The sequence below is a fragment of the Pseudomonas sp. LBUM1644 genome, assembly GCF_059716195.1.
Genome location: NZ_CP166812.1, coordinates 3,805,582 through 3,820,107, shown reverse-complemented (window position 1 = coordinate 3,820,107; position 14,526 = coordinate 3,805,582). Strand labels below are relative to the sequence as shown.

Annotated in this window: 13 protein-coding genes and 1 pseudogene; 7 read left to right on the top strand and 7 right to left on the bottom strand. The window is 60.0% G+C overall.

Annotated features, from left to right (window positions below; all coding sequences use genetic code 11):
* Positions 1–140: 140 nt before the first annotated feature.
* On the bottom strand, positions 141–1,148 hold the full coding sequence (locus ACA052_RS17230; protein WP_497645944.1) for a DMT family transporter: 1,008 nt from the start codon (positions 1,146–1,148) through the stop codon (positions 141–143).
* A 15-nt stretch (positions 1,149–1,163) separates the two neighbouring features.
* Here ACA052_RS17230 and ACA052_RS17225 point away from each other — a divergent pair, with 15 nt between their 5' ends.
* The 3 genes and pseudogenes from ACA052_RS17225 (at position 1,164) to ACA052_RS17215 (ending at position 4,837) form a co-directional block, all read left to right on the top strand.
* Entirely contained in the window at positions 1,164–1,727 is a 564-nt protein-coding gene (locus ACA052_RS17225) for a helix-turn-helix domain-containing protein (protein WP_497645943.1), read from the top strand.
* A gap of 153 nt (positions 1,728–1,880) precedes the next feature.
* Positions 1,881–3,295: pseudogene (locus tag ACA052_RS17220) on the top strand (LLM class flavin-dependent oxidoreductase).
* A gap of 105 nt (positions 3,296–3,400) precedes the next feature.
* A complete protein-coding gene (locus ACA052_RS17215; protein ID WP_497645942.1) occupies positions 3,401–4,837 on the top strand; it encodes an FAD/NAD(P)-binding protein in 1,437 nt (478 codons plus the stop codon).
* 870 nt (positions 4,838–5,707) lie between these two features.
* Here the strand turns inward: ACA052_RS17215 and ACA052_RS17210 are convergent.
* The 4 genes from ACA052_RS17210 to ppnN form a co-directional block, all read right to left on the bottom strand.
* Complete coding sequence (locus ACA052_RS17210; protein ID WP_497645941.1) at positions 5,708–5,932, bottom strand: hypothetical protein; 225 nt, start codon at positions 5,930–5,932, stop codon at positions 5,708–5,710.
* Between the two features lie 156 nt (positions 5,933–6,088).
* Complete coding sequence (locus tag ACA052_RS17205; RefSeq protein ID WP_497645940.1) at positions 6,089–6,391, bottom strand: phage infection protein; 303 nt, start codon at positions 6,389–6,391, stop codon at positions 6,089–6,091.
* A 160-nt stretch (positions 6,392–6,551) separates the two neighbouring features.
* On the bottom strand, positions 6,552–7,583 hold the full coding sequence (locus ACA052_RS17200) for an alpha/beta fold hydrolase (protein ID WP_497645939.1): 1,032 nt from the start codon (positions 7,581–7,583) through the stop codon (positions 6,552–6,554).
* 269 nt (positions 7,584–7,852) lie between these two features.
* The gene (ppnN, locus tag ACA052_RS17195; RefSeq protein ID WP_497645938.1) at positions 7,853–9,226 is read right to left on the bottom strand and encodes a nucleotide 5'-monophosphate nucleosidase PpnN; all 1,374 of its coding nucleotides are present in this window, start codon (positions 9,224–9,226) and stop codon (positions 7,853–7,855) included.
* A 211-nt stretch (positions 9,227–9,437) separates the two neighbouring features.
* On the opposite strand from ppnN, the gene ACA052_RS17190 reads away from it, so the two are divergent.
* Complete coding sequence (locus ACA052_RS17190) at positions 9,438–9,959, top strand: DUF3087 domain-containing protein (RefSeq protein WP_497645937.1); 522 nt, start codon at positions 9,438–9,440, stop codon at positions 9,957–9,959.
* A gap of 389 nt (positions 9,960–10,348) precedes the next feature.
* Positions 10,349–11,926 (top strand): sensor domain-containing diguanylate cyclase, encoded by a 1,578-nt coding sequence (locus tag ACA052_RS17185; protein ID WP_497645936.1) that lies wholly within the window; start codon positions 10,349–10,351, stop codon positions 11,924–11,926.
* A gap of 2 nt (positions 11,927–11,928) precedes the next feature.
* Here the strand turns inward: ACA052_RS17185 and ACA052_RS17180 are convergent, their stop codons facing one another.
* Together ACA052_RS17180 and ACA052_RS17175 are read right to left on the bottom strand one after the other, a co-directional pair.
* Positions 11,929–12,846 (bottom strand): LysR family transcriptional regulator, encoded by a 918-nt coding sequence (locus ACA052_RS17180; protein WP_497645935.1) that lies wholly within the window; start codon positions 12,844–12,846, stop codon positions 11,929–11,931.
* Between the two features lie 101 nt (positions 12,847–12,947).
* Entirely contained in the window at positions 12,948–13,322 is a 375-nt protein-coding gene (locus tag ACA052_RS17175; protein ID WP_497645934.1) for a DUF2784 domain-containing protein, read from the bottom strand.
* Between the two features lie 142 nt (positions 13,323–13,464).
* Between ACA052_RS17175 and ACA052_RS17170 the strand changes: the two genes are divergently transcribed.
* Positions 13,465–14,163 (top strand): AzlC family ABC transporter permease, encoded by a 699-nt coding sequence (locus tag ACA052_RS17170; RefSeq protein ID WP_497645933.1) that lies wholly within the window; start codon positions 13,465–13,467, stop codon positions 14,161–14,163.
* Entirely contained in the window at positions 14,163–14,474 is a 312-nt protein-coding gene (locus ACA052_RS17165; RefSeq protein ID WP_162830874.1) for an AzlD domain-containing protein, read from the top strand. The genes ACA052_RS17170 and ACA052_RS17165 overlap by 1 nt, the downstream gene beginning before the upstream one ends.
* Positions 14,475–14,526: the final 52 nt, after the last annotated feature.

Below are 14,526 nucleotides of genomic sequence, written 5' to 3'. Positions count from 1 at the left end.
GCAAGCTGTCGCAGAATCCTACACGGTAGACGGAAAAAGCCTGATTCACATTGTTTCGAAGGATGGGGTGGCTTGAAAAGATCGCAGCCTTCGGCAGCTCCTACAGAGGTATGCAGGCTACGATCTTTTGCTCTTGCTGTTTAATTGCCGCTTTTGCTCTCCAGCGCTTCATCAACCTCGACTACACCCTTACCCTTGGTCTTCAACTCACTGACAATCACCGCCGCCACAATCAACCCCGCGCCCACCAACGCAATCGCCGGTAACCGCTCCCCGGCGATCCGTCCGACGATCCCGGCCCACACGGGCTCACCCGCGTAAATCAACGTCGCCCGCGTCGGTGAAACGCTCTGCTGTGCCCAGTTCATCGCCACCTGAATCGCCGCACTGGCCGCGCCGAGGCCGAGTGCACTGCACAGCAAGAACCATGAAAAGTCCGGGATCACTTCCCGCGTTGGTACCACCATCAGCAACGCCAGCACCGACGTGGTTGCTAATTGCACCACTGTCACCCGCCGCACATCGACCTGGCCGGCGTACGTACTGATCAGAATGATCTCTGCCGCAATGGCAATCGCACTGATCAACGTGGCGATTTCACCAGGGCTGAAATTGAACGACGCGCCAGCCGGCCCCGACAACAACATCAACCCGGTAAACGCCAGCATGATCCCGATGCTCGGCATCAGTCCCGGACGCCGCCCCAGCACCAGCCATTGCAGCAGCGGCACGAACGGCACGTACAGCGCGGTGATAAACGCGGACTGGCTGCTGGGAATGCTCTGCAACCCGACGGTCTGCAACCCATAACCGAGCATGATCGCCACGCCGATAAAGGCCCCGGCCTTGAGTTCGAACAAGGTCAATTCCCGCAGGCTGCGCCAGGAGAACAGGGCGACGATGCACGCGGCGGCGGCAAAGCGCAGGCCGACGAAAAACATCGGCCCACTGACGGTCATCGCGTGCTGCACCAGCAAAAAGGTGCCACCCCAGACCATGGTGATCAGCACCAGCACGCACTCGGCCTTGCTGAACCGTGAGAAACGGGAAGAAGCCTGGGGAGAGTTCACCGACGTCATAACCTTGCGCGCTACCTGTGGGGGACGCACAATGCGCCGAATGTTGCGCAGTATACTGCCCAACCCCACTCAGTGAGCAATATAGTGCACAAAGATTCCACGCCGCGGGCTTCCGTTCTCCAGCACGTCAGTCAGAACGTCCGACGCCTGCGTCATGCCGCCGACATGAGCCAGATCGCACTGGCCGAAAAGTCCGGGGTCAGCCGCCGGATGCTGGTGGCCATCGAGGCCGGTGAAAAAAATGTCAGCCTGACCACCCTCGACCGGGTGGCCGAGGCATTGGATGTGGCGTTCAGCGATCTGATCCAGGCGCCCGATGTCCGCGACCATAGCCGCATTAACGAACTGGCCTGGGCCGGTACGATTCCCGGCAGCAAGGCGGTGTTGCTGGCCAAGGCCACTGCCACCCGCGAAGTCGAACTCTGGGAATGGCGCCTCGAACCCGGCGAGCATTACCCGTCGGAGCCGGATGCCGATGGCTGGCACGAACAGTTCTACGTCTTTGAAGGCTGCCTGACACTGATGGTCGGCGACGTGCCGCACCTCATCAGCGCCGGCGAGTTTTTCATGTTCGCCAGCAACCAGCCGCATTCCTATCGTAATGACGGGCCGGTGGCTGTGCGGTTCGTGCGCAATGTGGTGATTTAACTGTTCGCCGATCAACAGCGGATCGACACTTTGCTGTTTCAACGCTGTATGTCTTTCTCTAATGATTTGTTAAATAGCTGAAATATATAGAATTTGTGTTCGGGCATGACTCCTGCAAAAGCGTTGGATGTATTCAATTCGGAGCGCCGCTTGATGGCCCGTGAAATTCGTCTTAACGCTTTTGACATGAACTGTGTCGGTCACCAGTCGCCGGGGTTGTGGGCGCACCCACGGGATCGCTCCTGGCAGTACAAGGATCTGGAGTACTGGACCGACCTGGCGAAAATCCTCGAGCGGGGCAAGTTCGACGGGTTGTTCATTGCCGATGTGCTGGGCATTTACGACGTGTACAACGGCAACGGCGACGCGGCGATCCGTCAGGCGGCGCAGGTGCCGGTCAACGATCCGCTGCAACTGATCCCGCCGATGGCGCTGGTCACCGAACATCTGGGTTTTGGCCTGACGGCGTCGCTGTCCTTCGAACACCCGTATCCGTTCGCCCGACGCCTGTCGACCCTTGATCACCTGACCAAGGGCCGCGCCGGCTGGAACATCGTCACGTCTTATCTGGAGAGTGGCGCGAAAAACCTCGGTCAGAAAGCCCAGACCGAACACGATGCCCGTTACGACTTCGCCGAAGAGTATCTGCAGGTTTGCTACAAACTTTGGGAAGGCAGTTGGGAAGAGGGCGCCATCCTGCGTGATCGCGAGCGCCGGATCTTCAGTGACCCGAGCAAAATCCACGAGATCCAACACGTTGGCCAACACTTCCAGGTGCCGGGCATTCACCTTTGCGAACCTTCGCCACAACGCACCCCGGTTTTATATCAGGCCGGGGCGTCGAGTCGCGGCAAGCAGTTTGCCGCCGAGCATGCCGAGTGCGTGTTCGTCGCGGCGCCGTCGAAAGTGCTGCTGAAGAAAACCGTCGCGGACATCCGCCGACGAGCCGCCGAGGCCGGGCGCGACCCGTCGAAAGTGCTGATTTTCAACCTGCAAACGGTGATCCTCGGCGAGACCGACGCCAAGGCCAAAGCCAAGTTCGAGGAGTACAAGACCTGGGTCAGCCATGAAGGCGCAATGGCGTTGATTTCGGGCTGGACCGGGATTGATTTCAGTCAGTTCAAACCGGATGAACCGCTCAAACACGTGCATACCAACGCGATTCAATCGGCAGTGGAAGCGTTTTCCACGGCTGATCCGAACAAGGTCTGGACGCCCAACGAACTGGCGGACTGGGTGGGCATTGGCGGATTTGGGCCACTGTTTGTCGGCAGCCCGGAAACCGTCGCCGATCTGCTTCAGGAGTGGGTCGAAGAAACCGATGTCGACGGCTTCAACCTGGCCTATGCGCTGACCCACGAGACCTTCATCGACGCCGTGGAGTTGTTGGTGCCGGAGTTGCAGAAGCGTGGCGTGTACAAGACCGAATACGCGAAAGGGACCTTGCGCGAGAAGTTGTTCGGCGAGGGCCGCGGTTGCCGGAGACTCATCCGGGGGCGGGTTATCGCGACCTGGCGGCGTTACGTCGGCGGGCGGTGGAAGATGCACCCTACTTTGGTACTGCTTGATGAAGCTTCAGGGGTTTGGCGCTTATCATCGCCCAGAGAGGGTCGAGATCGGCGCCTGCTCATTCGCGACTTTTATTCTGTTAACCACTGACGAGTGAGAACGGCATGACTGAAACCCAAGGCGGACAGGCGACTCCCGCCATCCGTGACGCGGACATCCTGATCGTCGGCGGCGGCCTCAGCGGCGCAATGCTGGCGGCGCAGTTGTTGCGGTTGCCCGGCAAACGCTCGGTGCTGGTGATAGAACCCCGAGCCGAGCTGGGCCGGGGCGAGGCGTACAGCGCGGTCGAGTTAGGGCATACGCTCAACGGCAATGCGGCGCGCATGAGCGTCGACCCGGACAACGCCGACGACCTGACCCAATGGCTGACCGAGTACATTGCGGCCGGCGGCTGGCCGGCGTCGGACGAGCAGCATGTACCGGTCAGTGAACTGTTTCCGCCTCGAGGGATTTTCGGCCTGTACGTGCAGCAACGGCTGGCAGAGTCGCAAGCGCTGGGTGCGCTGAAGGGTTCAACGGTGGAGCATGTGCGAGCAGAGGTGGTTGACCTGCAAACCCGGGACGATTCGGTGCTGCTGACCTTGAGCGACGGGCAACGCTTGCAGGGCGCATTCGCAGTGCTCGCGACGGGGATGTTTGCGGCAGCGCGCACGCCACAAACCGAGTCCAGTGGCTTGAATGCGGCCGCGCTCGACCCCTGGGATGTCAGCGCCATGCAGCAGCTCGACCCGCAGTCGACGGTGCTGATCGTCGGGTCGGGCCTGACCATGGTCGATGCCGTGGTGTCGTTGGAACAGGCCGGTCATCGTGGGCCGATCGAAGTGTTTTCCCGGCATGGCTTGCTGCCGCACGTACGCCGCCAGCCGCCTGCCTGGGTGGACTTTCTCGCTGAAGATCAGAGCATTCGTTCACCGCGCCAACTGGTGCGCGAATTGCGCAGGCATTGCCGGGACGCCATCGCTCAAGGCATCGACTGGCAAGCGCCGCTCGATACTGTGCGGGCGCATATAGGCCGGTTATGGAGTCAGGCGACGGACGTGCAGCGCCGGCAGTTTGTGCGGCATGTGCGGCCATGGTGGGAAAGCCATCACCATCGCTCTCCACCGCTGAGCGCCGAACTGGTCGAGCGGCTTCACGGGGAAGGGCGTCTGCGGATTCAGGCGGCATCGTTCAAGGGGCTTGAGCCGTCCTCGGGCGGTGAAGTCAGTATCCGTATTCGTCGTCGTGGCGAGGCAGGCACCACCGTGGTGAGCGGTGCGGCGTTGATCAATTCCAGCGGCATCGAATATGACTGGCGCCGGGTTGCTCGACCGTTGCCGCAGCAATTGCTGGCACGCGGGCTTATTCGGCCGGGGCCGTTGGCGTTGGGGATTGCGGCAGCCATCGATGGCGCGGTGTTGGGGGCGGATGGGCAGGTCGCCAGTCGGTTGTTTGCCATGGGGCCGCCGTTGCGTGGGATGTGGTGGGAGAGTACGGCGGTTACGGATGTGGCGAGCCAGGCGAAGGTGTTGGCTGCTCGGTTGGTGGCGCCGTTGGGGTGATGGGATGTTGTATTTGTGTACATATCCGTTTCTGCGGTAACGGCCGCTATTGGTTTCGCTTTTACAGCGAGTCACTTGGAAGAGCCCCAAGTAACCAAGGGCTCTTGCCCCTGGCGTACGGCCCTTCGCTGAGGCTCAGGGTTCCCTCGCTCCGGTCCTGCTCCGTGGGCCCGCCGCGATCGGCCATCCATGGCCGTGCGCGGCTAACCCGGCATCCATGCCGGGTTGCCCACTGCGCAGAACCTGCGCTCGGCCCGCCGATGGGGCAAGAAGATCAAAAACCAAGGCAACAGCAACAGCGAGGCGGCCTACCGGCCGGCCTGTCCTTCAACGCTGCTCGCGGCGAACACCAATCCCGCGCCCTACAAAATCTAAATTGTGGGAGCGAGCCTGCTCGCGATGGTCGTTAACGATAACGCGTGTTTACTGGCGAAACGCGGTGTCTTTGAGTCCATCGCGAGCAAGCTCGCTCCTACAGAAAAACAACGCGGATCGGCAAACAGCTTTTGCTTCTCACCACTCATCAGGCCGAGCGTTAGCTCGCCTTCCGCTTTTGATCTGGACGCACCGCCCCATCGAGAGGCCGAGTGCAGGTTCTGCGCAGTGGGCAACCCGGCATGGATGGCGGCGGGCCCACGGAGCAGGACCGAAGCGAGGGCATGCCGAGCCACAGCGAGGCACCGAACGAAAGGGGCAAGAGCGCTTGGTTACTTGGCGCTTTTCCAAGTGACTCGCCGTAAGGGCGAAACCAATAGCGGCCATTACCGAAGAAACGGATATACACCCAAAAATCCAGGCAAAAAAAAGAAACCCCGGGAAGACCAACTCTCCCCGGGGTTTCCAATTCCAAACAACACAAAAACCCGCCAATCAATACCGCTGATACTTGGACCCAAACTCAGGCCGGTTTTCAGCGACGTAAAGTTTGCTCGCCTGGCCATCTTTGTGATCAGCGCCAACAGTGTTCACATTCAGCGTGGCCGGTTGGCTGACTTTGACCGCGGCAACCACTTGCGAAGTAGCGTGAGGTGCGGCGATAGCGGATGTAGCGCCGAGAACCGACAGGGCGAAACCAAGACCGATGATGCTTTTCATGATGTTGCTCCAGAGCGTGGGAAGAAGATGTGGCTACTGTAGGGCTGGAACGCCGCGATGAAAAAACACCCTTGCACATAGTTGATATCACGCACGTTGATCAAACAAAAAAAGCCCGGAGATCCGGGCTTTTGGGGATTTCAGGTGAACGACCGATCAATAGCGTTGATATTTCGAACCAAACTCAGGGCGGTTCTCCGCAACCACCACACCGCCGCGTACCGCGTTGCCTGGGTTGATCGACGCCACACGTTCACGCAGCTCTTGCAGGCGATCAGCACCGCCTTCAGCGACGCGATTCTGTTGCAGCCGATCCGAGCCACCTTCCACCAGCAGTTGCTGGACCTGACTGTGAGACACAGTGCTCTGGGTATTGGCCGACGCCAGGTTTGACAGACCCAGACCGCCTACCAATGCCAGGCCGAGTGCCAGGGACGAGACTTTCGAGAAATTGAACATGGGTGATTCTCCGTGCGTTTAGTTTGTGTGGTCGGTAGCTGCTGCTATCCGGTGAACACAGTTAAACGCCCGGGTGTATCGCTGATGTGTGCTTGAACGCCTCGAAATCGATGTCTGCGTATCAATCTGCGGTTCTTATACAGACAGATACAAATCCCGTTCATACAGCCGCCACATCGATCACTGCATCGGCAAACGCCTGCGGTGCTTCCTGGGGAAGGTTGTGGCCGGCATTCGGCACCTGACGGTGAATCCGCTGGCCGGTGAATCTTTTTGCAGTCGCAGAGCCATCGCCCGCCGGGAAGTTGCCGTCAGTGAGGCCGTCGAGGGTGATCGCCGGCCGCGTGATCGGCGGCAGGGCGGCCAGGCGTTTTTCGATCTCGGCATAGGCTGGGTAACCGTCGGCCAGGCCGAGGCGGTGGCGGTAGGAATGGATGACCACATCGACGTAGTCCGGGTTGTCGAACGCGACAGCTGTGCGCGCCAGGGTGGCGTCGTCGAAATTCCAGCCCGGCGAGTTGCGGGTCCAGATGACTTTGGCAATGCCGGTGCGGTCGGCCGTCAAGCCGAGACGACCGCGTTCGGTCTGGAAATAATACTGGTACCACAGGCCCGACTCGATCTTCGGCGGAATTGGCGCGGTAGCGTGGGCGATGTCCTGAATCAGGTAGCTGTTGACGCACACCAGCCCGGTGCAGCGTTCAGGCCACAGCGCGGCGGCGACACACGCTGCGCGACCACCCCAGTCAAAACCGGCGAACACGGCGGTCTTGATGTTCAGCGCATCCATCAATTCGATGACGTCCGCACCGATTGCGCCTTGCTGGCCGGCACGCGGGGTTGCCGGGTCGATGAAACGGGTGGTGCCATGGCCGCGCAGGTGCGGCACGATCACTCGAAAACCGCGCGCGACGAGGATCGGCGCAACGTCTTCGAAGCTCTGGATGCTGTAGGGGTAACCGTGCAGCAACAGCACCACCGGCGCGTTTTTCGGCCCGGCCTCGTAGTAACCGATGTCGAGCACGCCGGCGCGGACCTGTTTGATCGGCGCCAGCGCGGTCGCAGGTTTTGCTGTCGCTGGGGTCGCTTGGGCGGTACCGATGTTCAGCAATTGGCTCGCGGCAAGGCTCGCTGCACCAATGCCGGCCATTTGCAGCAAGTGTCGGCGTCGGGTGTTGATGGAATCTGGCATGGGGGACTCTCAACCTGTGATGGGCACTCCTCACAGTTGACCCCAATGACGTATCTGGCCTGTTTCAAAATACCTGCGGCTTTCAAGCCTTTGTATCCAAAGACCATTCAGACACACTGCGATACATTCAGCTATACACCAATCAATGTGGGAGCGGGCTTGCTCGCGAATGCGGTGTGTCAGTCGATAGAGATGTCGACTGACACACCGCATTCGCGAGCAAGCCCGCTCCCACAGGGGATATGCGGTGTTGCCTACATACAGCTTTATTACGCAACCACCTGATAACACGGCACATACGCCGCACCACCCGGCAATTTCATCCGGTGCTGGGCAACGAACGCCTTGAGCAACTGATCGAGCGGTTTCATCACGGCCGCATCACCACGGATCTGGTATGGCCCGTGTTCTTCGATCAGGCGGATGCCCTTGTCTTTGACGTTGCCGGCGACGATGCCGGAGAACGCGCGACGCAGGTTCGCCGCCAGTTCATGGGCCGGCAGTTCGCGGCTCAGTTTCAGATTGGCCATGTTTTCGTGGGTCGGGTCGAACGGGCGCTGGAAGCCCTCGTCGATCTTCAGCAGCCAGTTGAAGTGGAAGGCGTCGTTGCGCTCACGGCGGAACTGTTTCACCGCTTTGAGGCCCGCGGTCATCTGCCGCGCGACTTCAGCCGGGTCGTCGATGATGATCTCGTAATGCTGCTTGGCCGCTTCCCCGAGGGTTGCACCGACAAAAGCATCCAGTTGTTCCAGGTACGGTGCCGCGTGCCTTGGCCCGGTCAGGATGACCGGGAAGGGCAGGCCGGCGTTGTCTGGGTGCATCAGGATGCCGAGCAGGTACAGGAATTCTTCGGCCGTGCCCGCGCCGCCCGGGAAAATGATGATGCCGTGGCCGACGCGCACGAACGCTTCCAGGCGTTTTTCAATGTCCGGCAGGATCACCAGCTCGTTGACGATCGGGTTCGGCGCTTCGGCGGCGATGATGCCCGGCTCGGTCAAACCAAGGTAACGCCCCCCATGGATGCGCTGCTTGGCGTGGGCGATGGTCGCGCCTTTCATCGGACCCTTCATCACGCCGGGACCACACCCGGTGCAGATGTCGAGGCTGCGCAGGCCCAGTTCGTGGCCGACTTTCTTGGTGTATTTGTATTCTTCGGTGTTGATCGAATGGCCGCCCCAGCACACCACGATCTTCGGCTCCACGCCGGGGCGCAAGGTGCGGGCGTTGCGCAGCAGGTGGAATACGTAGTCGCTGATGCCCTGGGAATTGCTCAGGTCGATGCGTTGGCTGTCGAGTTCGTTTTCGGTGTAGACGATGTCACGCAAGGCGCTGAACAGCATCTCGCGGGTGCTGGCGATCATTTCGCCGTCGACGAACGCGTCGGCCGGGGCGTTCAGCAACTCGAGGCGTACGCCACGGTCCTGCTGGTGAATGCGGATTTCAAAGTCTTTGTAGGCTTCGAGAATGGTCTTGGCGTTATCAACGTGGGCGCCGGTGTTGAGGATGGCCAGGGCGCACTGGCGGAAGAGGGTGTAGGTGCTGCCGGAACCGGCTTCGCTCAGTTGTTGCACTTCGCGTTGGGAGAGGGTTTCCAGGCTGCCTTTAGGGCTGACAGAAGCGTTGATTACATGTCTTTGGGTCATTCAATGATCCTTAAAACGATGGCATTCATACCGGCAAATGGCATCCGAATAGTGTGTATCCATGAAAGAAGATGGCACGAACCGCGCTGTATCGCCATTTCCCCGTTTGACGATGAAAAGATGAAAAGGAGCCCCAGCATAGCTAAATCGCTCGTAGAGGCGATAATGCCCGCCAGTCTTTTTGCCCATGACGTTAAGGAAACCTGCCGCGATGTTCGAAATCCAGCCGATGAACGCCGAAACCTTCCGCCAGCAGACACGGCGCAGCACGGTGATTATTGCTCTGATTTTCCTTGCGCTGGCGATGGTGCTGTCCACGGCGGCGGTGGCGATGTTCGGAGAGCCCGGCGGTGACAACCTGCGGTTCAACGTCGGCGGGGTGTTTGTCGCGGTATTGCTGATGGCGGCACTGATGCGCGGCAAGTTCTGGACTCAGCAATGGATGGCGCCAGCGGTCTACGGTTGGCAGCTCAAGCGCAGCCTGATGAGCATCACCAACGTCATGCATCAGGTCACGGCCGCCGTGGAGGCGGGCGATCCGAGCGCCGTGAAGCTGTTGCGCTTCTATCATCTTGGGCTGAACCAGATGCATGAGCTGGACGGCAACTCCAGCGACCACGGTCAGTTGATCCGTGAAATGGATCAACACAAGGCACGGATGGAAGCATTGGGTATCGATCCTGACCAGCAACGATTGGATCCCGCCTGGCTTGATGCGGTGAAGCAAAAGTAAAACCTCTTTTCGCAGCCACAACGCGATCCATGTAGCAGCTGGCGCAGCCTGCGTCCGGCGGCGAAGCCGTCGTAAACCCTAAGCATCCGGTGGGTCTGACACACCGCATTGCCTGACTTTACGACGGCTTCGCCGCCGGACGCAGGCTTCGCCAGCGGCTACACGAATTGCGTTATGGCTTTACATTTTTGGCGTGGAAGATCGTGCAGTGCGAGACTGCTCCACACTTGTTTGTCGAGACCACGATGTCAGTTCTTCTCGCGTAAAACGCCCTATAGTGAGTTTGATGATGCATAGTCCCCCTGTTACCAATCGGGGGCGTAGCCATCACGAGTCGTAAAAAGGCGATCGGGACGCATCGCCTTCTCATCAGATTTCAAGGGAACGCCATGGGGCATCCGTCCGTAAACGATCGAATCGAACAATCCCGCCACGGCGTGCCGTTGGTGACCGAGCCGGTCGGCGCCACGCTCAAGGTGCGTTCTGCGGTGGTGCTGCTGGTGGCGGTGTGCCTGTCCATGACGGCTATCGTGATTTGGGAAGCGTGGACCTCGCGTCAGTACCATTTGCATGACAAAGAAGTGGCGATGTCCAACCTTGCGCAAACCCTGGCGTCGCAAGCGCAGGCATCGATCAAGCAGGCTGACACGCTGCTGTTCGCTCTGGTGGACCGCCTCGAAAACGAAGGCGTGAACCAGACGCAGCTCCCCAGGTTGCAACGTTTGCTGAGCGCCCAGCGCAGTGAGTTGAGCCAAATCCATGGACTGTTCGTTTTCGACGAAAACGGGGGCTGGGTCGCCAACTCCAATGGCGCGGAAGTGCCCGGCGCTAATAATGCCGACCGTGAGTATTTCAGCTTCCATCGCGATCATCCCGACCGTGGGCCGCACATCGGTCCGTCGATCAAGAGTCGGTCGAGCGGTGAATGGATCATGACCGTGTCACGCCGCGTCAATCATCCCGACGGGAGTTTTGCCGGCGTGGCGTTGGCAACTATTTATCTCAGCCATTTCCTCGGGCTCTACGACAGCATCGACATGGGCAACAACGGCGTGATCAACCTGATCGCCGACGACGCCAACATCATTGTCCGGCGGCCGTTCAACGAGGCCGAAATCGGTACCAGCGTCGCGGCCGGCCCGCTGTTCACCCAGTTATTGCCCAAGGGCAACTCAGGCACTGCAACGGTCAAATCCGTGATCGATGGCGTCGAGCGGGTGGTGGGGTTTCGTCGGGTCGACGGTTATCCGCTGATTATCTTCGCCGCGCTGAAAAAAGATGAAGTACTGGCCAGTTGGCGAAAGGAGTCAATGCTGAGCGCGGGGATCGTTGCATTGTTGCTGGGGTTTCTCGGTTTTCTCGGGTTTCGCCTCATCCGCCTGATGAAGCAGCAGAATCACGTGCAAAGCGTCATGCTGGACGCTCAGGAAAAACTGCTGGAGGTCAATCGCAGCCTTGAGTTGTTGGCCCTGGAGGACGCGCTGACCGGCCTTTCCAATCGACGTCAGTTTGACTTGTTCATCCAGGCCGAAGTCGGTCGCGCCCGACGCACCCTGACCAGCCTCGCGCTGCTGATGATCGATGTCGATCATTTCAAGCTGTTCAACGATCACTACGGGCATCTGGCCGGCGATGACTGTTTGCGCAAGATCAGCGCGATCATCACTGACAACATCAAGCGCCCCGGTGATCTGGCGGCCCGCTATGGGGGCGAAGAGTTTGCGGTGGTGCTGCCCGGGACCGACTATGTGGGGGCGTTTCTGGTGGCGGAAACCATCCGGCGCGCGGTGCTACAGGCGGGCATTGAGCACAGTGAATGTGCCGAGGGCATGGTGACCGTCAGCCTGGGCGTCGCGGCTTACGATCCGGCGTCACAGGCCCAGCCTAATGACTTGGTCGCTGCCGCGGATAAAGCGCTGTACGTGGCCAAGGCCAGCGGGCGAAACATGAGCGTCATTGCCAACTGAACTCAAACAAAGCGGTCGCTGCCCTGAACCAGTTGGGTGGATAGGTATGACTGCTTGAGTTTTTCCAGCCACCACCCCAGGGCGCGGCCGTCATGGTCGCCACGCCAGCCGGCATACAAGATGTTCGGCTCGCGCGGGTCGGCCATCTGCTTTTCCACCAGCGTGCCGTTTTTCAGCAGTGAGCCGACCCGGTGCCTCGGCAACCAGCCGACACCCAAGCCATCACATTGGGCGAGGACTTTCGCGCGCATGGTCGGCACCGCCAATACCGGTTGCCCGCCCGAGACGCCATAAGTGCTGCCCTCGGTGGCTCGGGAGGAGTCCGCCACGACAATGGCCCGGTGCTGCGCCAACGTGTTGCGGGAAATCGGTTCCTTGGCCTTGGCCAGCGGGTGCTTCGGCGAGACGGCGAACACCCATTCCATTTCCCCCAACTGCATCCAGCGCAAGGTGGGGATGGCCGGCGGTTCATTGGTGGCGCCGATGATCAGGTCCGCGCGGCCCTCGCGCAGGGCTTCCCACACACCTCTCAGCACTTCCTGGGTGATGCGCAGCGGCACGCCGGATTGCAGCGCGTCGAACTCGTGAATCACCGGGATCAGGGCTTCGAATTCGAGCAACTCGTCGGTGACGATCCACAACCGGCTCTCCCAGCCGTTGGCCACTTGCTGCACCCGTTGCGTCAAGCGTGAAACGTCTTGCATCAGCCGTGCGGCCTCGTTCACCAGCAGCTCGCCCGCCGGGGTGAGCTGCAGGCGATAGCGACGCCGGTCGAACAGCAAGGCATCGAAGCGCTCTTCGAGTTGTCGTGCTGCGTAGGAAATGGTCGAAGGTGCCTTGCCGAGGTGGGCTGCGGCGCGCGACAGGCTGCCGGTTTCGCGGATGGCTTCCAGCAATGTCAGGTCTTCGATCGACAGCATTGGCAAAATCCTCGAAAGACAAAAGACAAAAGATCAAAAGATCGCAGCCTGCGGCAGCTCCTACAGGGGTTGGTGTAGGAGCTGCCGAAGGCTGCGATCTTTTAAATGCCTCGACGCAACTTCCACAGCCTGATCAATCGAACATAGACCACCACGTTAATCGCCAGCACCACGCTGCCCAGCCCCAATTGAATCGCCGGCGTCAGGCCCGCTGGATAGATGATCGGCCACACATAGCGCTCGATGAACCCGTCGCCATAGCCGGTTTGCCCGGCGGCGTGGCGCATCAGGTTTTCCCAATACGTGAGCGGGCACGTCAGCTGGAAGACTTCCACACTCAAACCCCACGCGGCGGCGGGCAGGTGCCACCAAATCAGGCGGCGCCATTTGAGCACCAGCAGCCCGCCGAACAGCACGAACAGAATGAACAGCAGATGAAACAGCACCAGCCCATCGGCGGCGATTGGGTAAAGCATGTCGACTCCATGACGTGTCAGGCGAATCGTTCCATGGTACTCGGGTGAAGCAGCCGATGAATGGCAAAGAGCGCAAGATTGTTCAAGCCATCGGCGGCGAGTGATGGCACAGTCTGAGGTCTTTCCCTGGTTGTAGAGCGTTATGTCCAACTCACTCATGCCGCGCAGTGCCTTTCTTCGCGGTGCCGCGGCGATCATGCCGTTGTCCCTGGCGACGGCACCCTGGGGCTTGCTGGCCGGTTCGATGGCCATCGAGGCCAATCTCACGCCCCTGCAAGGCCAGGGCTTGTCGAGCATCGTGTTCGCCGGGGCCGCGCAATTGGTGGCAATCGGCATGCTCAAGGGCGGGGCCGGGATCTTTTCGATTTTGCTGACGACGCTGTTGCTGACCTCGCAGCATTTGCTTTATGGAATGAGCCTGCGTTCGGTGATTTCACCCTTGCCAGGTCGCTGGCGCGTGGGGCTGGGTTTTCTGCTCACCGATGAGCTGTTCGCCTTGACCAGCCAGCATGACCAACAACAATTCAACCGCTGGTATGCGTTGGGCGTCGGCCTGACGTTCTACATCGCCTGGAACCTCTTCACCCTGGCCGGCATCGTGCTCGGCAGCAGCATTCCGGGGCTGGAACATTTGGGGCTGGATTTTTCCATTGCCGCGACCTTTATCGCCTTGATCACGCCGGTAGTGCGCAGCGTACCGACGGTGGTCTGCGTGGCGGTGTCGTTGTTCTGCTCGGTGCTGTTCAGCTATTGGCAATGGGGTTCAGCGCTGGTGCTCTCCGGGCTGGCGGGCATGACGGCAGGTTTTGTCTGCAATAAATTCTACGAGGCGCGCGCATGATGGTCTGGGCTGTGATTATCGGGATGGGCGTGTTGGTCTTTCTGAACCGCTACGTGTTTCTTGAACCGCGGTTGCCGGTGCGCCTGAGCAGTAATGCGCGGCAGTTCCTGGGGTTTGCCGTGCCGGGCATGCTCACCGCGATCTGCGGGCCGATTGTGTTCATGCCGGACAAACAGCTGAACCTGCAATGGGATAACCCGTATTTGATCAGTTCGCTGGTGGCGGTGGGGCTGGTGCTTTACACCCGAAATACCTTGCTCAGCATGTTGTTGAGCATGGGGTTTTTCTTTTTGCTGCGTTGGTGGCTTTGAATCGGGGTTTTGAAAGTGTTCTACGCTTGATACGGATGACTTGTTTTTTAGG